The sequence below is a fragment of the Ignavibacteria bacterium genome (assembly GCA_025612375.1).
Classification (GTDB): domain Bacteria; phylum Bacteroidota; class Ignavibacteria; order Ignavibacteriales; family SURF-24; genus JAAXKN01.
In genome coordinates this window covers 24,710-48,567 of sequence record JAAXKN010000003.1, presented here as the reverse complement: position 1 = coordinate 48,567, position 23,858 = coordinate 24,710, and the positions used below count along the sequence as shown (strand labels likewise).

Genomic DNA, 23,858 nt, shown 5'->3' with positions numbered 1-23,858 from the left:
GAAAATATGCAGCAGAATACAGCTATGAATATCCTGGAAGAGGTGGAAGCCCTTTCAAAAAACAGATTAAAAATGAAGGATGACCTGCAGCGGATCATAGATCTCAGCATGAAAAACGGCAGGGTCCCGCTCCTCGATGAAACTGCCTTTAAGGCAAAGTACCTCCAGGGCCTCTTCGGCATCATACAGCGCGGCGAAAGCTCAATTGATGAGGAGGTATTCAGGCGCTATATGGCTGAATATATGGAAAACATTCAGGAGGTAAAGAAAAACCTGGCGCTTATAATTGAAGCATCAGGAAGCTTTTTCAAGAATATTTTTGAGGAAAAGTACTTTTCCATGACGCAGGAGGGTATCTCCAACCTTAATAAACTGATTTATGACCTCGGATGGTATAAGATGTACCTGAATGACAGGAAAACCGGAAGCCAATGAAGACAATCCAGATAATATTGGTTTTTTTTCTCATTATTCACTATTTTTAACAAAACTTAGCATATAATGGGGTTTTCCCCGGACTTTTTTTGATTTGAATTGTTCTGTTCTTTTGCTGCAGGCTATATTTTTATTGAATAAATTGTGAGGCTGTTATGCAGGAACTTGTACTTGATCAGAAAAATCTCTACCGTCTGCCCTGGACGTTGCCGGACAATGCTATCTCATGGCTGGAACCGACTTCGCTCTGCAACCTGAGCTGCGACGGCTGCTACCGCGAAAATGAAGCCAACTCACACAAATCCCTCGATGTAATTAAAAAAGAACTGGATGTGTTTGGAAAGCTGAGAATTACCGACGGCGTTTCAATAGCCGGCGGCGACCCTCTGCTGCACCCCGAAATCCTTGATATAGTGCGCGAAGTGGCAAAACGCAGGATGAAGCCTATTATTAATACTAACGGCCTGGCCCTTACAAAAGAGCTCCTCCTGGAGCTTAAAGAAGCGGGCGTCTTCGGCTTTACTTTCCATATAGACAGCAAACAGAACCGTCCCAAATGGAAAAATAAGAACGAACTGGAATTAAATGAACTAAGGCTGTACTATGCACAAATGCTCCGCGAGGCAGGAAACATATCCTGCTCATTTAATGCTACTGTTTACGAGGATACGCTTCAGTATGTGCCGGAGATGGTCGAATGGGCTCAAAAACACATCGATATCGTCCAGGTAATGGTTTTTATTGCCTACAGGCAGATTGTTCCGCAAATGCCCATGGACTGGTACGTTGGAGGCCAAAAGGTGGAGATGAACCACTTCTGGTATTCCACTCAGGATAAAAGAAGAGTGGATATTTTATCCACAGACGTACTGGCAAAGGTTCGGGAGAAATTCCCCGAATTCAACCCCTGCGGGTACTTAAACGGAACAGAAAAACCCGATTCATTTAAGTGGCTGTTGTCCATTAGGGTAGGAAATAAAAATTCCATAATGGGCTACATGGGCTCAAAATTCATTGAGCTGATGCAGACCCAGTATCACTTCTGGCAGGGGAAATACCTTGCCTATGCCGCTCCTAACTTTACAAGTATGGGTAAAAGCATCCTTTTACTCTGGCCTTTCGATAAGGGAGTAAGAAAAGCTGCCGGAAAGTTTCTGAGGGCAGTATTCACTAATCCACTTAACCTCTTTAAGGGGCTTCATTTCCAGTCCATTATGATGATTCAGCCGGTTGACTTTATGGAAGACGGGGGACAGAATATGTGCGACGGCTGCCCCGATATAACCGTGTGGGAGGATAAACTGGTCTGGAGCTGCCGCCTGGAAGAACCCAAAAAGTTCGGCTGCTTCGTTAGAACAGTCCCTAGAAAAGACCAGGCTTTCTGATATTAGAAATCATTACTAAAATAGTATAAGCCCCGGAAATAAAAGCCGGGGCTCTTACTCTTTACTTTCCATTATTCAAAAGAAGTATAAATGATTACTAATAGAAAATGGCTTCCTGTTGTGCTCCTCCGCCTCATGATGCTTGCATCTGCCTTTTATGTCTGCAGCTGCGACGTCAGGATAAACGAAATAGAGGATAATAGCGGATATAACTTCCATTACCAGGGGACGGGGGGAGTGACAATTACCTGGGATGACAATTCTGTTGACGAATGGTTTAGTACACGGGAGCTGTTCAAAAAATATGGCGCAAAGTGCACCTTTTTTGTATGTAACTTCTGCAGCCTGAATCAGGAAGAAATAAGAAAGCTTAAGATCCTCAAGGACGAAGGACATGAAATAGCCTGCCATTCTCTTATGCATAAAGATGCAGTGCTCTATTATATGGATTACGGGACTGAAAGCTACATTAAAAACGAAATACTTCCGGCCCTGGATTCTATGCGCCTGAAAGGGTTTTCTCCTGAAACTTTTGCCTACCCTAACGGCTCCAGGAATTCCGAAACAGATGAGGCGCTCTTAAAGTATTTCAGAGTAATCAGAGGTACAACCTATGGCAGTAGGGGAGTGTTATATTCATGGGGAAGAACAAGAATCCTTCAGGCTGCAGGCATAGACAATAGTTATAACATTCAGCTTGAATCAATATACAGCATGCTTAAGGAGGCTTCTGACAGCAGCCAGGTAGCAGTCTTCTACGGACACAGAATTTCAGACTCTGCAAACAATACCGCTTACTACTGCACATCGCGCGACCGCCTGGAAGCAGTGCTTAAGCGGGCATCAGAGCTTCACCTTCATTTCTATACCGCCTCTGAACTTGATGTAAGAAATATGGCAGACACTTATAGCAGCAGTATAAAAGCGAGTCAAAAGAATTACTTCAATAAGTAGATCCAAAGCTTTCCTAAAGAAATTATAGCCTATAAAAATATTATTTACAGTATAGTAGTAACGCTTAATTTAATGCATGTATATGGCGCGTCTTTACATACAGGAAAAGAAAAGACGCATATAATGCAAAGAAAAATACTGTTGCGGAGCTGCATTGAAACTTATACAATAGGGGATTTGTGTAACTCCATATAAAATAATAAGTAGCCCAAATGGTGTAAAAACTACTTCAGGTAAGCAGCGTATAAGTATAAGCAAATGATGATTATGAGAGCGTGATATTAATATTTTTAGACGTCTTTAGACGTTCCTGCTGCCTGAAAATAATATTTTTATTCGTGTTTATTTATCGCATTAATAAATCAATATGGCAGAAGAACTCATGCAGTTAATCATGAATATTCCGTTAAACATTGCGCTGCATGCAGTTAGCATAATGCTTCAGCAACAAAGTATGAATGAATGGAAATAACTATGTATATGAATCGTTTAATGAAGTTTACCGGATAGAATGCTGCAGCATATAGGCACTACTATAACTATGCAAACTCTTAACCGGTTATTAAAATGCAAAGCTTTAATGAAAGCCTGCGCTAACATTAAAGCCGTAATAGTTTTACGCTATACATAAAAATTACTGCGGTTTTATTTATCATTAGATTGATAATATAACATTATGTTTTCATTCTCTTTAATACTCTGCCATGAAAGTTACAGCTTATCCCTTAGCCCTGAATCCTATAAGATTTTAATAACGGATTGTTAACACGTTATTAACACATCACTCAAAATGTTTAAGTGCAGTTTTGCTGTTCCTGCCCGATGCACACGGCTGATAGAAATATGCATGAAAATGCATTAAATTACATTTATAGACAAAAAATCCGATTATACATATTGACAAATAACTTTTTATATCGTAGGTTATAATTCATAAAATAAAAACATTAATAAAGTTTTAATATAAAATCAGCCGACGAACTTTGAAAAACATGACATTAAATAGCGCAATGTGGATGTGTATGATTATGATGTTCCCCCAGGGAAGCTGACGTCGGCTGCGTATATATATAAGTATTAAAAACCGGCTTCAGCAATGAAGCCGGTTTTTTTTTGACCTGAACTGATTAACCGGTTATAATTAATAATATATTTGTACAGAGAGAGATAGAAAAACAATTGGAGAAACAAATGGGAAGTAATAACGGATATAAATTCGAAACCCTTCAGCTTCACGCCGGACAGAAAGTAGATCCGGTAACTAAATCACGCGCGGTGCCTATATACCAGACATCAAGCTATGTCTTTGATGACGCCAAGGATGCTGCCGACTTATTCGGCCTCAGCAAATTCGGCAACATTTATAGCAGGATCATGAATCCTACTACTGACGTTTTTGAAAAACGCATTGCGGCTTTGGAAGGCGGCGCTGCTGCTCTTGCCGTCTCTTCCGGCCAGGCTGCTGCAACTATAACTCTTGCAACCATTGCCCAGCAGGGGGATAACATCGTCTCCTCCAGCTTCCTCTATGGCGGAACCTATAACCTCTTTAAGGTTACTTTCCCCAGACTCGGAATAGACGTTAAATTTGTGGAAGGCGATGAAGTGGAAAAATTTGAAAAACTCATAGACGATAAAACAAAAGCCCTCTATATTGAAACTATCGGCAACCCTAAACTGAACATCCCTGATTTTAAGGCTCTGGCTGACCTTGCACATAAAAACGGAATCCCCCTTATTGTAGATAACACTTTCGGCGCCGGCGGCTACCTGGCTAACCCGATTTCATTCGGAGCGGATATATTGGTTGAATCCGCCACAAAATGGATCGGCGGCCATGGCACTTCAATTGGCGGCGTAATAGTGGATTCGGGAAAGTTCGACTGGGCAAGCGGCAAATTCCCGATGTTTACTGAACCAAGCCCGGGCTACCACGGTATCGTCTTTGCAGATCTCTTCGGTACTAAGTCTCCTTTCGGCAATATCGCTTTCATTATAAGGGCAAGGGTCGAAAACCTGCGTGACCTGGGCCCCTGCATCAGTCCGTTTAACTCTTTCCTCCTTCTCCAGGGCCTTGAAACCCTTTCTCTTAGAATGGAAAGACATTCCTATAACGCCCTCGAACTCGCCAAATGGCTCGAAAAAGATGAGAGGGTTGAGTGGGTACTGTATCCCGGACTGGAAAGCCATCCTTCTCATGAAAATGCAAAGAAATACCTGAGAAAGGGACAGGCTGGCTCAATGCTTGCCTTCGGCGTAAAAGGCGGCCTTGAGGCCGGTAAGGCATTCGTTAACAACGTTAAACTGGCAAGCCTCCTGGCTAACGTGGGCGACGCTAAAACCCTGGTTATACACCCTTCGTCTACAACACACCAGCAGCTTTCTGAACAGGAACAGCTCGAGGCCGGTGTAACTGCCGATATGATCAGAGTCTCTGTGGGACTCGAACATATTGATGACATAAAGGAAGATTTTGACCAGGCGCTTAAGGCAGCGGTAAAATAATTAAACTAATAATTCAGAATATGCGAATACTAAACGAAACTGCGGAAACTAATACTCTTACTCCGGTTACAAAATTTGTGGATCTGTACAGCGAGCGGAATCCGCTTATATTTGAAACCGGAGCTGAATTAACTAACGTTAAAGTTGCTTATCAGACCTACGGCCGCCTTAACGCCGATAATGATAACGCAATTTTAATCTGCCATGCCCTTACGGGTAATGCACATGCCGCTGGTAAACTGAGCCATTTAGAAAGCAATCCGGAGAGTGATCCGGATTGCTTAACTAAATACAGCAGCATGAACTTCGGCAAACCGGGCTGGTGGGATAGCCTTATCGGCAGCGGTAAGGCTTTTGACACAGATAAGTATTTCGTCATCTGCTCTAACATTCTCGGCAGCTGCTACGGTACCTCAGGCCCGGTATCCATAAATAAAAATACGGGAAGAAGCTTCAGGTGCGGCTTCCCTAAGGTAACAGTAAGGGATATGGTTAAAGTGCAGCATGAGCTTGTTAAATACCTGGGCATAAATAAACTCGTTACTGTGGCAGGCGGATCCCTTGGCGGCATGCAGGTCCTCGAATGGGCTGTTATGTACCCTGAAATCCTCAATTCCATAATCCCCATTGCAACTACGGCAAGACACAGCGACTGGGCAATAGGACTTAATAATACGGCAAGAAACGCCATTAAGTTCGATCCGGATTGGAATAACGGAAACTACACTGAACAGCCTTATAAAGGCTTTGAACTGGCCCGAATGATAGCCATGATTACCTACCGCAGCTACACATCCTTTAATTCAAGATTCAATAGAGAAAGATTAAATAACGCCTCGGATTATTTTAACGATGAGAACCTTTTCCAGGTCCAGAGCTACCTTAACTATCAGGGAAAGAAACTGGTTGAAAGATTTGACGCCAATACCTATTTGTATCTTTCAGATGCAATGGATCTGCATGACGTCAGCTATAACAGGGGAACTTTGGAAGACGTGCTTGGAAGCATTAAGACTCCTGCACTCTCAATCGGTATAAATACAGACGTGCTCTATCCGGCTGAGGAGCAGAAGGAAATTGCAAAGCTTATTCCAAATGCCAGATATGCCGAGATAGACTCGCCTTACGGGCATGATGCTTTTCTGATTGAATTTGAACAGATGACAAGGATTATTTCAGGATTTCTTAACGGCCTGTCCTCTTAAAAATATTTCGGGGTAAGAAATTGCAGGATTGCAGGTTTATAAAGCACTGGGAATTATACCCAGTGCTTTTGCTAATAGAATAATATTTTACAAAGTCCTTTGGCCTTATATTCTTCTGACTTTATTTTTTATTAGCTAAGCTTCCTCTTATCACACTTCATATTATTCCTTATCCATTATAAGGTCCCTTTCCGTTGCCGGCTTAATATTACGGTTTGTACGGAACATGTTCTTGGGGTCCCACTTTGCCTTCACCTGTGCAAGCCTCGTTAGCGCTTTTCCAAATGCGGCTTCGTTGCGTTCCGGACCTTCATCCTCAGTCATAAAGTTTACGTAGGCGCCGCCTGTGGAGTACTCTTTCATGTCATTCCACGCGTTACGCGCCCAGGCTATGTGCGCGCTGTCTTCTTCTGCCTTTTCCCACGCGGCTGTTATGTTTAGCGCAAACTTGGCGTTGCGGTTGCCAACAGGCGAATGTTCAGTCCTAAGTTTATTCAGTGCGCCTTCTATCTGGAAAAGGACAACGGCTGAATGAGGCGACTTGATCATTTCAGCATTCTTTATGAACTTTTCACAAAGCGATGGCTCAATATCCGCAAGATACTCACTCTTCCAGTAATAACGCCTGCCTTTCGGCTGAGTGGCGTCTAGCATCGACTGCAGTTGTGTATATGGCCTTTTAATCAGTACATCTCCAACAGGGCTGCCGAAAGACTTTATCGGTGCAACGAGCTTTTCTCCATCCTCGGGCTTCCCGCTGTAGCACGCAAGAAGGGCAATAATAAGTTTTCCATGAATTTCTTTCGGGAGCCATGGTGCAGGAGGTGCAGGCCTTATCAGCGCTACAAGCGTGAGTTCAGAAGGACTTGTCTTAATCAGTTCTCTATAGAGGCCCAGTACCCCGGGAGCTTCGCTTACAGGCCAGGCTACAATTCCTCCTATAACCTCAGGTCCCACATTATAGAGCACGTAATCAATGCCCGTCACAATTCCGAAATTTCCTCCTCCTCCGCGCAGACCCCAGAACAGGTCTGGGTTGACTTCATTGCTGGCGCGCACAAGTTTCCCTTCGGCTGTTACTACATCCATTCCAAGGACATTGTCTGCTGTCCAGCCCCACCGCCTCGTAAGATAACCGAAGCCGCCTCCTAGCGTCAGGCCCGCAATGCCCGTTTGCGAAACAAATCCCAGGACTGCAGCAAGGCCGTGCAGCTGGGTTTCCCGGTCCACGTCACCCAACTGGCAGCCCGCCTGCGCGTGCGCAACCTTTTTCTGCTCATCTACCCATACCCCGCGCATGAGCGACATGTCCAGCATAAGTCCTCCTTCTGCTGAGGCCAGCCCTGCAATATTGTGCCCTCCGCCTCTTATACAGAGGAGAATGTTGTTATCCCGCGAAAACTCTACAGATGCAATTACATCCTGGGTTCCAATGCAGCGCACAATGAGCCCGGGCTTTCTATCTATCATACCGTTCCAGAGGCTGCGGCAATCCTCGTAGCCTGAATCCCCGGGCGTGAGTATGGGCCCCCGGATGCGCATCTTAAAATTGTCCAGCTTATCCTGCGGCAGGTCTATCAGGCTGCCGTCCAATGTATTGAATTTCATAGCACATTTTCCTTCCTTCATTTTACTGTCTTAAAATATGAACTGATTATTTTATCCCGGCGTTTAAAGAAGATCTTTTTAAGTAACATTTATTTTTTTAAGTATCAGTGCCAATTTTCCTGCACACCAAAATCCGGCCTCTGCTTTCAAATGCTCCATACATAGTCGGTTTTACCGCGTCTTCTTTTACTGTCACAGGTAAATTAAGAGTAGAAAAATATTGCATGGAAACGTTTCTTGTCTTAATTTTTCACAAACCGTAAAATTATATACTGTAAGTATTTAACAGGGAGCAATATGAACCGGACAAAGCTGCTTATTTTATCTGTTTTGTTCCTGCCCTGGGCTTCAGGACTTCTGAATGCACAGACAGAAAAACTTCAAATTTCAAATCCGGGTTTTGAACAAAAGTCCCCGGATAATAAGCCCGCAGACTGGCAGACGGATTCCAGGGGTGAAGCACAGATTCTTCTGGACTCAAAGACTGCGCACGAAGGAACTTCAAGCCTTCTTGTAAGTAACAGGGATTTCAGCCGCACTTCGGTCACCTCCGGCGTCGTTAAGCTCAAAATCGGGAGCCTCTACCGCCTGAGCGCCTGGGTTAAAACTGAAAACGCTTATACTAATCCTTCTGACCAGTACCCGACTCCTGTTGCTGCCTGCATCTCAATGATGTCATTCCCTTTTACAAACCATTCGCCGGCGCTCGGAAGTACGTCGGAATGGCAGAGGATTGAAACCATTTTTATTGCAACAACAAAAGAAGACAGAATTTCCCTGAACCTGGGCTACAACGGCGGAGCCAAAGGCAATGCCTGGTTCGATGACGTGCGCCTTGAAGAGGTAAACGATATTTCACAGTACATCCCTATGGAAACTGTCAGGTGGTACGGAAAATCTTTCCGCTTCGAGGATAAAGGATGGATTTTCCTACATATTGAAGGGGAGCCGTACCAGAGAGGCTGCCAGTACGGATACCTTGCTGCCGATGAAATTAGGGAGTTTATTAGTAAACTTGCCATAAAGAAAAATACGGCAAACCCGCAGCAGGGATGGAACGACATCCGCTTTTCAGCCGATGCAATAATGCTGAGACGCTACGAAGAGGAATACCTGACGGAAATGAAGGGTATTGCAGATGGAGCCAATAAGGCCGGCATAAACCTCTTCGGCAAAAACCTCGACCTTATAGATATCGTTGCCCTTAACTCTTCTATAGACCTCGACTATGCGGCCGATGCACTTCATAATACGTCAAACCCTCTTACAGGAAAAAGCTTCCTTGCAGCTGAAGACGAGCTTTCTCTCCAGGATAAACTCCATAAGTGCTCTGGCTTCCTGGCTACAAAGTCTGCAACAAAAGATAGCAGGATTGTCTTCGGACAGCTCTTTATGTGGAACGGATATACAGGACCGCACTGGAATTTTATTGTTGACGTTAAGCCTTCAAAGGGTAACCGCCTGGTTTATGAGACCTACCCCGGCGGAATTCACTCCGGAGCCGATTTCTATATCAATGAATCGGGCATAATGATTGGCGAAACTACAGTAGGCCAGACACCGTATAATCCCGACGGCATACCGCAGTCTAACCGCATCCGCAAGGCCGCCCAGTACGCTAAGAGTATTGATGACGTAGTCAATATTATGGCTGAAAAAAATAACGGTCTTTATACAAACGACTGGCTTATTGCCGACACCAAAACCGATGAAATTGCAATCCTGATACTGGGAACAAATAAATATAAAGTATGGCGCAGCTCTAAAAACGATTTCTACAACGGGCAGAAGGACTGGTACTGGAGCGATAACAATAATAAGTCACTCGAGGTCAGAAAAGAATATATTGTAAACGACGACAACTCACCCTACGACCTGGCATTCAGACCCGTTAACCGCGACCTTGCTTTTACAAAGTTCTACGAGGAAAATTACGGGAAAATTGACCCCTCTAAAGCATTTAACCTCTGGAACTCTTCTCCTATTAACCGTCCCCACGCGTGCGACGGCAAGGTTACAACTTCTGAAATGGCAGAGCATATGATGTTCTTTGCCAACTACGGAAAAGTTACACTCCGTGAAATGTTTATAAATGAAAACGGACGCGTGCCCGACCTGCCGGGCGCAATACCTCATTTGTCGCTCGGATATTCTGTAATTAATCCCGTCCTCTTTACTGAAAAACTCAAGGAAATGCACGAAAAAGAACAGAAGTCTCTAAAAGCAGATGAACTTACTCCTGTGCTTGACGAGGTAAAAGAAGCCTTCTCGTTCGATAAAGCTTCTTTGTGGCACAATACGGTCTATCCTTCATCAGATAAGGTGAACTGGTTCATAAGCGGCACGGCTGCATACTGGAATATGCTGAACTCAATGCCTTCAGGCTCCCTTAAAGCATCATCCTACATAAAAGATGAGCTCGCTGAACTTAATTCGAGGCTCCTTTATACAATGCAGCACGAAGGGACTGTTGCACCCGACGAGGCTAAAACAGTCTATAACGAATACAAGCAGTACCAGATCCCGAGGATACGCGGCACATACCTTCTGCACCAGCTCAGAATGCTCCTGGGAAATGATACGTTCTCAAAGGTCATGACGAAATTCCATGATACTTTTAAGGAAAAAGAAATTACTTCTAAGGATTTCCTGAATAATCTTGAAAAAGTAAGCGGAAAGAATCTGGACGCTTTTGTAAGCCAGTGGACCTCAAGAGGTGACCTGCCTCAGATTAAAGTTTCTGCCTCCTCAGCTTCCGAAGGTAATGGATGGAACGTGACTCTGAACGTTAACCAGGAAGGGAAGCCATACCATTTCTTATCAACAGTCATGATTGAAACTGCTAAAGAACAGGTTTGGAAGAAAGTTGAAGTCACAGATCAGAATGGTACATTCTCCTTCAGGCTTAAGGATAAGCCGGAAAAGCTGACATTTAATGCCGGTAACGACATCCCTGTAGAAAGAGAATGCGTTTATACTTTTAGCAACTTTTCGGACGATTTTTCAAAGACTCTAATTGTCTATGGAACCTCAGGTGAAGATGAAGCTAATCATACACTGGCACAGAGATTCCAGAAAATGGCGGCCGACAAGTTTACTGAAATCCTCCTTCCGATTAAGAAGGATAATGAAGTTGATTTATCTGACCTTTCAGAGAGTGACCTTGTGATTTTAGGCAGCGCTTCTGAAAACAGCCTGATGAAAAAAGTAACTGAAAAGCTGGAAGTTAAAGCAGGGAAGAATCTTTTCAAGTGGAACGGGAAAAACTACGGCAGCTCCGACGACGGGCTCTTCCTGGCTTACCCCAATCCTTATAACCCAAAGAAGACAGTTTACCTCTTCATTGCTAACAGCGCTCTTGAACTCTACCACATGACAAAGAACCTTTACCGCATGCCGCAGTGGGCAATTTTCAAAAAGGATCAGATAGTTGAAAAAGGCTACCATGCTCCCTCGGCAATGCAGGTAACTTTAACCGGCAGCGCTGCACAATAAAATATAATTATAGTATATTCAGGGACAGACTCATATCAGCCTGTCCTTTTTTATTAATCAAAACAGGGAAGTATGACGCTAATCGGAGTTATATCGGATACACACGGGCTTCTTCGCGAAGAGGTAAAAGAGTTATTTAATGGCTGCGCGCTGATACTCCACGCGGGGGATGTGGGGCGTGAATCCGTGCTTGAAGAATTAAGAAAGATAAAGGATACCGTTGCCGTAAGGGGAAATGTCGACTACTGGGCCGACAGTCTGAAAGAAAGAGAATATGTAACTGTTGAGAATAAAAGGATTTTAGTGCTGCATAATATTGCAGACCTTAAGACAGATCCCGCTGAAAACGATATTGACGTAGTGATATACGGGCATTCCCACAAAGCCATGATAAAAAATGAAAAGGGAGTTTTATACTTTAATCCCGGCAGCGCAGGCCCCCAGCGCTTCCGCCTCCCGATAACAGCCGGCCTTCTTAGAATTGAAAACGGGAACATGGAAGCAGAAATAATACAATTAAAATAAAATGCCTTACCATGCCGTCAGGGACCATTTTCCTGACGGCATGACTTTCGTATATTATTTTTTCATGTATCCCACGGTCTGCGAAAGAATGATCTTCTGCTCCGGCTTTAAGTTAAGCTTCTTTGAAAGAGCCTCCCTGTCCACCATCCCGCGCACTACAACGGCCAGCCCCTCTGAGGCGCAGTATAAGTACACATTCTGTGCAATAAAGCCGCAGTCGGCGCCGGTGTAGAGCATATTGTCGCCGCTGGAGGAATTTCCGGTCTTTGACATGTCTGCTACAAAAACCAGGTCAAGCGGGGCATCCTTTACAAAATCCTGCTTCCCCGTAAGCGGCCTCAGATCCTCGTCTGAGACTTTTATGAGCGAGTGATCCTTTGCGTCATAGAGAAACATACCGTCTTTTGTTGCCGCATAAACGTCTATTTCCTGCCAGTTCATGGCCGAGGGAGCTGTCCTTTTTCCCGTTTCGCTTCTGTTGATGCCGAATGCGGCCCAAAGGAGGTTCGACAGATCCTGCATTGAAAGAGCCTCAGGACTGAAGGTGCGTGTGGATTGCCTTAAGCTTAAAGCCTGCATAAGTGGCTTTCCTGCCTCTTTCTGCGGCGGCGGGAGCTTTAATGCCTTGTCCTGTGCGCATGCTGAGACTGTAAGAATAAATAATACCACTGGAAGAAGAACCTTAATCTGAAACATTTCAACTCCGGATTTATTAAACAAGATAGTTTTATACAGAATTATGGGAATTGCTGCAGGACACTTGAAAACATATGACAATAAAGATTCAGAGTCAATATTTACTCTTCTACGGCTACTGTTTTAATGCCTTGTAAGAAAAACAGGGTCTTGGTAAGTTGTTTTGGGCACGAGTGAGGGGATACTGCTGTCAATATATTACTGATTAACGTGGATTAAATAACACCATAATTAAAATAATAATATTATGGAGGCCTTATGAATGCGTATCAGAAAGAAAGCATTAGAGTGCTGCTGCAGAATGTGGACGACTTGCAAAGCGCCATCAGCCCTATGTCTTTTGTCCCTAATTCCTATAAAGATGAGGAAAGAGAGTTCCTTCTTAATTCTGTAAGAGCCCACAAAACCTTTGAAAATCCAGAAGATTCCGCTATGGTTCCTCCGAACCAGGATGTTTTTATAAGGGAATCGTTATCCAGAACTATTAGGGAATTTAACGATTTTATTGCCAAAGAGATCCTGCCCAGAAAAAGGATGGCGCAGATTGAATATATGAGGAACCATTTAGAGGAAATTTCAAAGCGTCCCGTTGTGGATATAATTAAAAACCAGCTTGAGGTGGCACAGGATCTTGAAAACCACGTCTACGGCGAACTTCTGGCAATCCTGGATGAAAAGGAAAAATAATACTTTAAGTCTGCGTCTGCATCTCTGAAAAATTTTCAAGCGGCTTTATTCCCATTGAACAATCCAATTGCGGAATAAGGCCGTAGGGTTAATTTTGCCCTCACTTTTCTCCTTTCCCCTTCTTCACTTTCTCTTGAAAGGGGAAAGGAGCCCAAAGATGTTTCACCTTACAATTGATGAACTAAGCCGCCTGCTGCCGAAAAGTGAACTTACTGCGGTTTCCGCTTCTTCGCATTCCATGCAGGTAGCTAACCCGCAGTTTTATAACAGCAGGGTGCTGGAATTTCTTCGGAAAAGCTGATTGACTCGGAGTAAATTAGTAATTAATTTTGTTCTGTGTTTACTTCAAATTCATGCGTCCTCATAATCCGCTCAATAAAAAAAGGAGTTTTACTATGGCCCCGCAGGGTGAATGTCCTGAAGAAGTTATTATCAATATTGAAAAAGGAGCGCTCGACCGCTGGAAGACCGGCGACACATTTGGGTTTGTTGATATTGCCGCCGATGATATTACTTACTTCGATCCTTTTGTCGAATCGCGTGTAACGGGCTTAAAAGATTTCCGCGATTTCTATGCATCTTTCAGGTATACTTTCAGTTTTCCCCGCTATGAACTGGTAAATCCCCATGTCCAGCTCTATAACGATACAGCAATACTTACATTTAACTTCATCGGCTATTTTGAAAACGGGCAGGAGAACAAGTGGAATACAACTGAGGTCTACCATCTCGTTAACGGCCAATGGAAGCTGGCGCATTCAAACTGGTCGCATACAAAGCCATGAACATTTAACCGTACCATACTCCTGAATTTATGGGGGAAATGAATATTATTGACTTATTGGAAGCTTAAGACTATTATATTCTAACACATTAATGATGAGCTATTCAGTCAGAAATAAAGTTAGGAGTGATGACTTATGGCAGGAGTAATGGCATCTGAGTATCTGAAAGAGCTGGAAATGGAAACGGCTTCCACGCGCAAATGTCTCGAGAGGATTCCAATGGAACTTTCGGCCTGGAAGCCTCACAATAAATCTATGACACTGGGAGACCTGGCAACGCTGGTTGCGGAAATTCCCAGATGGTTAACTCATATTATAAAAGTTGCGGAAATTGATTTTGCCACTTTTGAGCACTACCAGCCCCGTACTACTACTGAACTGGTGAAATTCTTTGATGAAAATATGCTGGGAGCCAAAAACGCTTTGCAAAATGCTTCCGATGAAGGGCTTTTAGAAACATTCTCCCTGAAAAGCAACGGGCTGCTCCTTTTCAGCTCGTCAAAAAAAGAATCCGTGGTGCAGACAATAAACCATCTTGTTCATCACCGCGGGCAGCTGACGGTTTATATGAGGCTTAACGATATACTAGTCCCTTCCATTTACGGCCCGTCGGCAGATGAAAAAGGTTTTTAGTGTAAAAGGATTTTAGTATAAAAAGGATCTTAGAACAGATTACTGTCCTATGAATTTATTGCTGATCCTGAAAGCCCGAAGGCGGTATTTCTGCCTTTGGGCTTTTATATTGCTCTTATATTCATGCCGGCAGAGTGAAATGAAAGCTGGATCCTTTCCCGGGCTCAGATTCCACCCAGATTCTGCCGCCATGGCGTTCGACTATTTTCTTGCATAGGGCCAGGCCGATGCCTGTACCTGAATACTTTTCTCTTTCATGCAGACGCTGGAATATTACAAAAATCCTCTCGTAGTACTGTGGATCTATGCCGATGCCGTTATCGCGCACCGTAATGAGCCATTCGGAGCCCGTTCTTTCTGAACTTATATCCACTTTAATGCCCTCACTGTTCCTGAACTTCAGTGCGTTCTGAATCAGGTTCTGGAAAAGCTGCTTCATCTGTAAATCGTCTGCCTTTACAGTTGGAAGATCTTTATAGGTTATTACTGCTTTACTTTCATTTATAAGTACCTCCAGATCCCCTAAGACATCTTCCACCACCCCTTTTAAATTAACAGAAGTGAACTCTCTTGCTTTTGATGACACCCTTGAATACAACAGTAGATCATTTATCAGCGTACTCATTCTTAGCGCCCCGTCAACTGCATAACTTATAAAGTCGTCTGCATTTTCATCCAGCTTGCCCTTGTAGTTTTTTGAAAGCAGCTGCAGATAACTTGAAATCATCCTGAGCGGCTCCTTCATATCGTGGCTGGCTACATAGGCAAACTGTTCAAGCTCATTGTTTGACCTTTCAAGCTCTTTTAAAACCTCATGGAGCCTTTCTGCTGCTTTTTTCTGTTCATGAATGTCTGTTGAAGTTCCGAACCATTTTATGATATTTCCCTTGTTGTCCCTTAAAGGAACGGCACGCGTTAAAAACCAGCGGTAGTGCCCGTCGTGCTTTCTGAATAGAACTGTGTCTTCATATATTTTCCCGGTCCGGAGGGATTCTTCCCATTTCTCTTCTGTTCGGGCAAGATCATCCGGGTGCAGCATTTTAAGCCATCCCCAGCCTTCCAGCTCCTCTGCGTTCATCCCCGAGTAATCCAGCCCCCACTGGTTTGCGTAATCAAGATCACCTGTTCTCTCAGCCGTCCATACAATCAGCGGCATGGTTTCAGCAATTGTCCGGAATTTCTCTTCACTTACCCTTAAGTCCTCTTCAGCTTTCTTTAATTCTGTTATATCCTGGATTACATTAATTGCTCCTGTTATTCTCCCTGCGTCATCCTTAAGCGGCATTGCTGAATTTATAATGGTTTTAGGATTTCCCCCAAAGCATACTATATTTACAAGCTCATTTGTAACTGTTTCACCTTTTTCAATTGCCCTTGCTGATGCCCATTCATGCGGCCCTATGGGCTCCCCGGAGTCGGGCCAAAACCCCTTGTAATCTGCAAAACTTTCTATGCCCACACGCCTCTCACCCCCCCAGATATCTTTCGCCTTCGGATTCGATCTTGTAATCTCACCCTTTTCATTTAAGAAAAGTATGCCCACAGGAAGCAGCTCGAGCACCTGCTTAAGAAAGGCTTCGCTGGCCTTAACCGTCTCTTCCTCAAGTTTTCTTTTGGTTATGTCTTCCACAACGCCTACAAAGAAGTCCCTGTTTGTAGACGCCTCGTGCATAAGCGTGCACGTAAATATTGTCCATGCTATTGAGGCGTCACGGCGTATATATCTTTTCTCTATTTTGAAATCCGATATTTCTCCCGAGATAAGCCTTAACCTGCAGTTAAGATCCTTCTCAAGGTCGTTGGGATGAATTATATCCGAAGGACTCATGTGCTGGAGTTCTTCACGTGTGTGACCCACAATCTCGCAGTACTTGTCATTAAGCCTGATCCAGCGGCCTGCCATATCAAAATGAACTATTCCTGTCCCTGCCTGCTCAAAAGTCCGCCTGAAGAGGGTTTCACTTTCAATAAGTTTGCCTTCAAGAGACTTTTTGTAGTTCAGTATATACGTAACGAACATGAAAGCTGCTATCCCTAATACCGCATTGAAAAGTGCTATTCTTAAATTCCCCTCAGAACGGCTTAAGAAAAACTCTGCTATTATCAGCAGTACACAGAGCACCAGTATAAGATTTGTAAAAAGAGGGTTTTGCAGCTTTATGGATACATAAATGAGCGGAATAAGGTACAGTATCCATACGGCATATCCTAGCGGAAGATATAAATCTATAACAAAGATTATAACTACAAGAATTTTTGCAATCGCCAGAACAGCTATTACGCTGCTTCCCTTATTATAACCAGTTGGGGGCTGAAGGTTAAGTTCCATTCAATGCCACAACTCCTTTCAAACTCAATCGGCTTTTCTTCAAAAAAATTGTTCCAAGCAAAATCAGGCTATTAACTATATAAATTAACTTAATCCCCATAGGCCGGAATTCAAATACCATAATTTGTCTAAATTATACCCCGAAGTATTATATATCCTGAATTACTACAGTCTTTGATGTGTGAGAAAAGTGATCGATGGCATCTTTTTTTGAAAATGGGGCACTTTGTGCTCTTGTTCTGCATGGCGGAATTTTTATATTATAAAAATTGATGTCCCGCTGGCTCCTGTACAGTCTTTTACAAAACATCTTTTTGCGGATTAATGGCCGGCCAGGAACTTTCAAATGAACCGGATGTATTAATAGATGTAAACCCATGCAGAAGAAATTAAAGTTATGAATGGAAGAATGGATAAAAAGAGGAGGATATTTGCTTCGATATTTCTATTGGGGTATTTGTCTTTTATTGTAGTTAGTATTACTCACTTCCATCACTTTGATTCCCTGAACCCGGATAAAACAGTCCTGTCTTCTGAAACCTCTGTTTCAAAAACTCTCACTAATTCAGAGGATAACTGCCCGGTATGCCATTTGTATTCCTCTGTAATTATCTGCTCCCTCAGGCAAACCGTTTCAAATCTGCAAACGGTTGAAAGCCCTGTAGCCACAGTAAATGAAGCCGGTTACCAGACTGAATTCTTCTCCTCACTTTCCCTGCGTGCACCTCCGTCTTTAGTTTAATTTTTTATTTAAGCCTTAGCTTCGCCTGATTAAAAACAGGCTTTTCTTTCTGAGCGCATACTTATGATGTGCCTGGCTGCTGCTTTTTAAACTATAAAAGGAAAATAAAGATGGATGTACCACAAGTTTATAACCGGCGGGAAGAGGCCCTTAAAAGGTTGTCTCCCGTTCATATGATAAAGAATGCTCTTACAATTGCTTTTATTATGGCCGTTTTACTCCGGACTAACCTGCCGGCAGAAAATGAAAAGAATAACAATGCTCCTTCAAAAAATGAAACAATAAATTTTACAGTAACTGTTCTGGACAAGAATACACAGGCTCCCCTGCAGTACGTGGTTATTGTCCTCAGGGAGGGAGGCTCCATTGTTGCTTCTGCCTCAACGAACCCTTTTGGAAAAGTGGTCTTTAATGACCTTGGAAGCGGCAGCTATCTTCTCTCAACGCATTATGTCGGCTATAACGACTTTAACGACACTGTACTTGTTGACCCCGGGCATAAGGGCTATGGCGTTTTCCTTTCAGAAAGCACAGTGCAGCTGAACGAAATTGTAGTTCAGGGAAGTAAAATCCAGAACTCTGCTTCCTCAATTGACATAATCAGCGGACGCCAGGTTTTTGAAGGAGAGACATACCACGCATCCCCCGCGGGAACAATGACGCAGCTTATTCAGCAGAACCTCTCGGGTGCGGTAAGGGCCCCGAAAGGGGAGGTCCATATCAGGGGTTCGCACGGTGAGTTTTCTTACCTGGTTGACGGAATACCCATCCCGCTTGGAGTATTCGGGGGGCTAAATGAAATTGTTGACCCTAAGGTTATATCAAAAATTACTTTCTATACAGGGGGATTTCCGGCAGAATTCGGCGGGCAGCTTGCAGGGCTGATGGATATTCAGAATAAAGTCCCTACAGGCAGGTTCCACCTCGATTTGTCCAGCTTTGCGGGCAGCTATCTGACTTCAAACAGCGCACTCTCAGGAGGTCGCATAGGCGCCTTTAAGGCATTAAACTCAAACGGGCAAAGCATCTCGCTTAGTGACCATCCGGGAAATCTTGGCTATTTTATTGGGGCTTCGCGCCAGGAAACCGACAGGAGAATTGACCAGCCCGCAGAAGAGCTCTTCCATGACCATGGATCGGATTATTTTGCTTATGGAAAATTTGACTACCTGATTAACGGCCGCGATTATGTTACTATGAACCTTAACTATAGCAAAACACAAACCCAGGTGCCGTATGACCCCGCGGAAGGGATCAGGCTGGATAACCAGGACTCTTATAACTCATTCCAGACCTTGTCCTATTTCCATACGATTTCAACCGAGCCTGAAAATGAAACAAACCTCTTCATCGGGGGTTTTGCACGTGAAGGAGGACTTAATTTTATTCCGGATCTGAATGACGGGAACAAAACTTACCTGAACGGCGATTCTTCCACCGGTTATGTCGTAGGGCAGAACAGGAAATTTACAACCCTTGGCATCAGGGCAAAATACGATGAAAGACTCTCGCACCATTTCAAATATGCCGCGGGTTTTAACTACGGGGATACTTTCGGCAGGGAAGATTTCAGTTTTTTTAATGTCTCGTCTCAAAGCCTTGGCAGCAATACCCGCTACCATGGCTACGACGCTGGCATATTTGCTGAAACAGAATGGCATCCGTTTGAATGGATAAGGCTTGATCTGGGATTAAGATACGACGTGCATAATGCTCCCTCAGCTGCAAATGAGTATGAGCTGTCGCCCAGAATAAAGTGGAACGTGTTTATTAACGAGTTTAACAGCTTAACCCTCAGCTACGACAGGCTTTTTATGCCCTCAAACATAGAAAACCTGGGATCTGTGGCATCCCTCCTCGGCAATAATGCACCCCCGGCTGTTCCTGAAAAGGATAATTTGTATGAACTGACATTTCTCAGGAACTGGCAGAATGGCTTTAGTTCTAAGTTGTCCGGGTTCTATAAAGAGGCTGCCCCGGGACTTGATGACGAGACGCTTGGATCGAGCACAATCAGGGTAAACGTTAATATCGCCCGCGTAAAAGTCAGCGGCTTCGACATGTCCCTTACATACAACCATCCTGAAGTTCCCCTCTCGGGATCCATTAACGGCTCTCTTATTCATGCCTACGGGCGCGGACCGGTTACAGGCGGGTTTCTGCCTGCAGATCCCTCAACGGATGTATTCGACCTGGACCATGACGAGCGCCTCTCGGGATCAATAGTGCTTAATTACCAGCCTGAGAACTGGTTCGTTAATCTCAGCGCAAATTATGCCTCGGGACTTACAAACGGTAATGAGAATTACGCTTTCAGAACCGGGCTTTTCAGTTTTAACCAGGGGGCACATACAACCCCGGCATGGATTTTTAATCTCTCGGGAGGCTTTACAATTAAATTCTCAAGAGGACAGACAATTGAGCCCTCGGTATATGTAACAAATCTTTTGGATCATAAACATCTGATCAAGGGCGCATTTTTCTCAGGCGCAAGTTTTGAGGAAAGGAGAAACGTGGTGTTCAAATTAACTTATCATTTATAAATCTATTCAGCCGCCGGAAATTTTTGAAACATAAATAAAAGCAGAAAAAAGACTCCATTTATGATTGTACTTAGAATTTTATTATCTGTATATTATATCAGCTTAAAACTTTTGTATTCAGGTCAAGCCTTATGCTGATCATCATAAAAACATTCATAGCAAATAGGAAAGATTGCTCATAAATCAACCTGGAGCCCGTAATGAGGAGCCTTTTAACTGCCATTATCGCAATCATTTTTTTACAGACATACGTCTGCCCGCAGGATGTCAAATCCGAAGCAAAGCTTCATAGAATAGAGCCTTTCTCCCTGGTACAGGAAGAACAACTTTTATTGCGCACCAAAAGCGCTGATAAAAGCGAGCTCTATAAAGGTCTGAATAACTTCATAATAAAGAAGTTGGGGAAAAATAAAACTGGTACTGAATCCGATGGCAATATTTATGTGCCTAAACTGATTATATTTGATTCAACCCAAACATCCACTTTTACCTGGAATGAGGACCGCAGCAAAAAGTCTGAAGTTTCCCAGGTGTTGACTGACGGTCAGTGGAGTAACGTTGATAGGAGAACTTATTTCTATGACAACGGCAGACCGGCAGGCTTCCTTTATGAACAATGGCAAAACGGCGCCTGGGTAAACGTTGAGAGAATGACTGAAACTTATCAGGATAATTACACAAAGTATGTGTCAGTTTCAGAGAAATGGGTGTCTGGTGCCTGGGTTCCGTATTCCAGAAATACTTTTATTTACGATGCCAATGGTAACTTCTTAAGCTATACCTGGGAACAAATGGCAAATGGCATCTGGACAAACGTCTTAAAATCCGACTGCACTTATGACGGCAGAGGAAATCTGCTTACCTATACAAATCAGGAATGGGCTAACGGAGCATGGGAAAACAGGGAAAAGTACACTCATTCCTACAACGACCAGGGCAAAGAGCTTACTTACCTTTTTCAGTATTGGCAAAACGGCCTGTGGACAAATCTTATGAGAACAACGAGCACCTATGACTCTAACGGCAATGAGCTTTCTTTTCTCCAGGAGGAATGGAGAAACGGCGACCTGGTAAAAGAGTACAGGATTACCAGGGCATTTGACAATAAAAACAGGCAGCTTACTGAACTTTATGAAGACTGGAATAACGGAGCCTGGGTTAACAATTCAAGATCAAATAACACATACTCCATTAACTCGGATAAGGTTACAAGTCTCCTGCAGGTCTGGAGGCAGGACGCCTGGATTGACTCCTCCAGGATTACCAGAACCTTTAACCCCAATGGTCATCTTTTAACATTTCTTTCCGAAAACTTTGTCGGCAGCATCTGGGTAAATAATAAAATGCAGAGATTGCATTATGATTATTTCGGAAACGCCGATAAAGGCGAATCATTTGTATGGAAAGACGGGGCCTGGACACCTTTTTCTTCAATCTTAGAATTCAACTATAATAACGGCAAGGATTATAGTGAATACTACGGGGCATCTGTACAGATTGCTTATGGTTTGTTTTTGGATGAAGGACCCTCAGTAGCCCAGGAATTTAATGTTTTGCAGAATTATCCAAACCCTTTCAACTCCTCTACATCAATAGCCTTCACCATAAGGAAAACTGCACCCGTCAGGATCTCGGTCTATGATATACTTGGAAACAGGGTCGCTGTAGTAATGGATGAAATCAAGAATCCGGGCTTCTTCCGGGTTGAATTTAACGGCAGCAGACTGCCAAGCGGGGTATACATCTACAGGCTTGAATCCGGCGGATTTAACATTGCTAAAAAGTTCATCTTGTTGAAATAAGGAAGCCCCGGCTCTATAGAGAATCCGGCCCGGTTTTCTTATACTTACTTTATGGTTTTAAGTAATGTTTTTTTATCTTTGAAAACATGTTTATTTGTAATTACAAAAGCAGAGGATTGGGAATAAGTAACTATGTCTGAGGAAATAAAGATCGAGCCGGTAGCATACCTGCTTAAAAATAAAATACAGAACTATGAATGGGGCGCAAGGGGAAATGAGGCCGTAATTCCAAAGCTCCTCGGCATCAAGCCCGAAGAGGGTAAGCCGTATGCTGAACTCTGGATCGGAGCCCATCCTAAGGCACCTTCTTCTGCCGTTCTTTCCGGTGGAAAGGAAATCAGCCTTAACGAACTGATAGATGAATTTCCGGAAGAGGTTCTGGGCAAAGATGTTGCAGAGAAGTTTGACGGAAAACTCCCGTTTCTTCTTAAAGTACTTTCTGCTTCTGAAGCCTTATCCATACAGGCCCACCCGGATAAAGCTAAAGCCGGAATTCTTCACCAGAAGGACCCTAAGAATTACCCCGACGATAACCATAAACCCGAAATTGCAATTGCCCTCGACAGCCTTAAGGCACTGGTCGGTTTTAAGCCGCTTGATAAATTCTTGAAAGCCGTTGAAAGCTATGGCGGACTAAAGGAGTTTACCGGCGGTAAAATAACGGATGAAATTCAAAGCTCATGGCTTTCCGATGAAAACAAGGTTAAATCCCTGTATGAAGAAATTGTAAAGAAATCAGTCTCACATCCTGATGAGTTAAAAACTGCAGTTGAAAAAATAAAAACGGAAATCCTTAGCAGGGAACCAGCGCTAAGGACTGAAGAAGAGCACCTTTTCCTGGAGCTTGAGAAGCAGTATGGAACTGACGTAGGGCTCTTCCCCGTATTTCTTTTTAACCTTGTTGAACTTAAAGAAGGCGAGGGAATCTTTCTAGATGCGGGCATTCCTCACGCTTACCTGAAGGGGAACATAATTGAATGCATGGCAAATTCCGATAATGTTGTCCGCGCAGGGCTTACGCCAAAGTTTAAGGATATCGACTCGCTTCTTGAAATACTATCCTACAACCTTCATCCGGTTGAAATTATAAACAGCAATTCCCAGGAAAATGAAGAAAATGTATACCGCGTTCCGGCTAGGGAATTTGAAATTACCAGGTGGAAGTTCAAAGAAGATTCCTCCAGAGTTATGGATAACAGCAGCGTGAGCATTCTTCTGATTCTGGAAGGAAATATTTCTGTTGAATTAAATGGGAAAAAAGTGTCATATAGAAAAGGTGACTCACTTCTGATACCTGCAATGGTAAAAGAGCTGAAAATATATTTCAGCAAGGGCTCCCTGGTCTTCAGAGCTTCCATTCCAAAGTCCAGATAATTGGGGATAAAGAATCCTGAAAATTTCCCGTTCTAACTTTTTATTGGGGAATTACGGACAGTGGACCAAATGGTACACAGGTGACCAAATGGTACTCAGAAATGGTGACCAAATGGTACCCGGAACTGGTGACCAAATGGTACACTGTCTGGTGA

The 23,858-nt window shown here is 43.5% G+C and carries 18 protein-coding genes; 15 read left to right on the top strand and 3 right to left on the bottom strand.

What is annotated here, in order from left to right:
- The first annotated feature begins 6 nt into the window (after positions 1–6).
- The 5 genes from HF312_03390 (at position 7) to metX (ending at position 6,484) form a co-directional block, all read left to right on the top strand.
- Complete coding sequence (locus tag HF312_03390; protein MCU7519232.1) at positions 7–435, top strand: hypothetical protein; 429 nt, start codon at positions 7–9, stop codon at positions 433–435.
- A 155-nt stretch (positions 436–590) separates the two neighbouring features.
- The gene (locus HF312_03385) at positions 591–1,820 is read left to right on the top strand and encodes a radical SAM protein (GenBank protein ID MCU7519231.1); all 1,230 of its coding nucleotides are present in this window, start codon (positions 591–593) and stop codon (positions 1,818–1,820) included.
- Positions 1,821–1,910: 90 nt separating this feature from the next.
- Entirely contained in the window at positions 1,911–2,774 is an 864-nt protein-coding gene (locus HF312_03380; GenBank protein ID MCU7519230.1) for a polysaccharide deacetylase family protein, read from the top strand.
- Positions 2,775–3,965: 1,191 nt separating this feature from the next.
- A complete protein-coding gene (locus HF312_03375) occupies positions 3,966–5,279 on the top strand; it encodes an O-acetylhomoserine aminocarboxypropyltransferase/cysteine synthase (protein ID MCU7519229.1) in 1,314 nt (437 codons plus the stop codon).
- A 20-nt stretch (positions 5,280–5,299) separates the two neighbouring features.
- Entirely contained in the window at positions 5,300–6,484 is a 1,185-nt protein-coding gene (gene metX / locus HF312_03370; protein ID MCU7519228.1) for a homoserine O-acetyltransferase, read from the top strand.
- Positions 6,485–6,646: 162 nt separating this feature from the next.
- Here metX and HF312_03365 read toward each other — a convergent pair whose 3' ends face one another.
- Positions 6,647–8,092: an FAD-binding oxidoreductase gene (locus HF312_03365; GenBank protein ID MCU7519227.1), complete on the bottom strand. Its 1,446-nt coding sequence runs from the start codon at positions 8,090–8,092 to the stop codon at positions 6,647–6,649.
- 297 nt (positions 8,093–8,389) lie between these two features.
- On the opposite strand from HF312_03365, the gene HF312_03360 reads away from it, so the two are divergent.
- Together HF312_03360 and HF312_03355 are read left to right on the top strand one after the other, a co-directional pair.
- Positions 8,390–11,587: a hypothetical protein gene (locus HF312_03360; GenBank protein ID MCU7519226.1), complete on the top strand. Its 3,198-nt coding sequence runs from the start codon at positions 8,390–8,392 to the stop codon at positions 11,585–11,587.
- Positions 11,588–11,659: 72 nt separating this feature from the next.
- Positions 11,660–12,112: a metallophosphoesterase family protein gene (locus HF312_03355; protein ID MCU7519225.1), complete on the top strand. Its 453-nt coding sequence runs from the start codon at positions 11,660–11,662 to the stop codon at positions 12,110–12,112.
- Between the two features lie 54 nt (positions 12,113–12,166).
- Here HF312_03355 and HF312_03350 read toward each other — a convergent pair whose 3' ends face one another.
- The gene (locus HF312_03350) at positions 12,167–12,808 is read right to left on the bottom strand and encodes a SagB/ThcOx family dehydrogenase (GenBank protein ID MCU7519224.1); all 642 of its coding nucleotides are present in this window, start codon (positions 12,806–12,808) and stop codon (positions 12,167–12,169) included.
- A 258-nt stretch (positions 12,809–13,066) separates the two neighbouring features.
- Between HF312_03350 and HF312_03345 the strand changes: the two genes are divergently transcribed.
- The 4 genes from HF312_03345 (at position 13,067) to HF312_03330 (ending at position 14,913) form a co-directional block, all read left to right on the top strand.
- Positions 13,067–13,495 (top strand): hypothetical protein, encoded by a 429-nt coding sequence (locus HF312_03345; protein ID MCU7519223.1) that lies wholly within the window; start codon positions 13,067–13,069, stop codon positions 13,493–13,495.
- A gap of 157 nt (positions 13,496–13,652) precedes the next feature.
- Positions 13,653–13,796, top strand: a complete 144-nt coding sequence (locus HF312_03340; GenBank protein ID MCU7519222.1) for a hypothetical protein — start codon at positions 13,653–13,655, stop codon at positions 13,794–13,796.
- A 94-nt stretch (positions 13,797–13,890) separates the two neighbouring features.
- The gene (locus tag HF312_03335; GenBank protein MCU7519221.1) at positions 13,891–14,280 is read left to right on the top strand and encodes a nuclear transport factor 2 family protein; all 390 of its coding nucleotides are present in this window, start codon (positions 13,891–13,893) and stop codon (positions 14,278–14,280) included.
- 135 nt (positions 14,281–14,415) lie between these two features.
- Positions 14,416–14,913 (top strand): damage-inducible protein DinB, encoded by a 498-nt coding sequence (locus HF312_03330; GenBank protein MCU7519220.1) that lies wholly within the window; start codon positions 14,416–14,418, stop codon positions 14,911–14,913.
- A 121-nt stretch (positions 14,914–15,034) separates the two neighbouring features.
- On the opposite strand, the gene HF312_03325 is transcribed toward HF312_03330, so the two are convergent.
- Positions 15,035–17,242 (bottom strand): PAS domain S-box protein, encoded by a 2,208-nt coding sequence (locus HF312_03325; GenBank protein ID MCU7519219.1) that lies wholly within the window; start codon positions 17,240–17,242, stop codon positions 15,035–15,037.
- Positions 17,243–17,651: 409 nt separating this feature from the next.
- Here HF312_03325 and HF312_03320 point away from each other — a divergent pair, with 409 nt between their 5' ends.
- From HF312_03320 to manA, 4 genes are all read left to right on the top strand, one after another.
- Entirely contained in the window at positions 17,652–17,984 is a 333-nt protein-coding gene (locus tag HF312_03320) for a hypothetical protein (GenBank protein ID MCU7519218.1), read from the top strand.
- 110 nt (positions 17,985–18,094) lie between these two features.
- Positions 18,095–20,527: a TonB-dependent receptor gene (locus HF312_03315; GenBank protein ID MCU7519217.1), complete on the top strand. Its 2,433-nt coding sequence runs from the start codon at positions 18,095–18,097 to the stop codon at positions 20,525–20,527.
- Positions 20,528–20,727: 200 nt separating this feature from the next.
- On the top strand, positions 20,728–22,329 hold the full coding sequence (locus tag HF312_03310) for a T9SS type A sorting domain-containing protein (GenBank protein MCU7519216.1): 1,602 nt from the start codon (positions 20,728–20,730) through the stop codon (positions 22,327–22,329).
- A 132-nt stretch (positions 22,330–22,461) separates the two neighbouring features.
- Positions 22,462–23,703, top strand: coding sequence for a mannose-6-phosphate isomerase, class I (manA, locus tag HF312_03305; protein ID MCU7519215.1), 1,242 nt, complete (start codon positions 22,462–22,464; stop codon positions 23,701–23,703).
- Positions 23,704–23,858 lie beyond the last annotated feature (155 nt).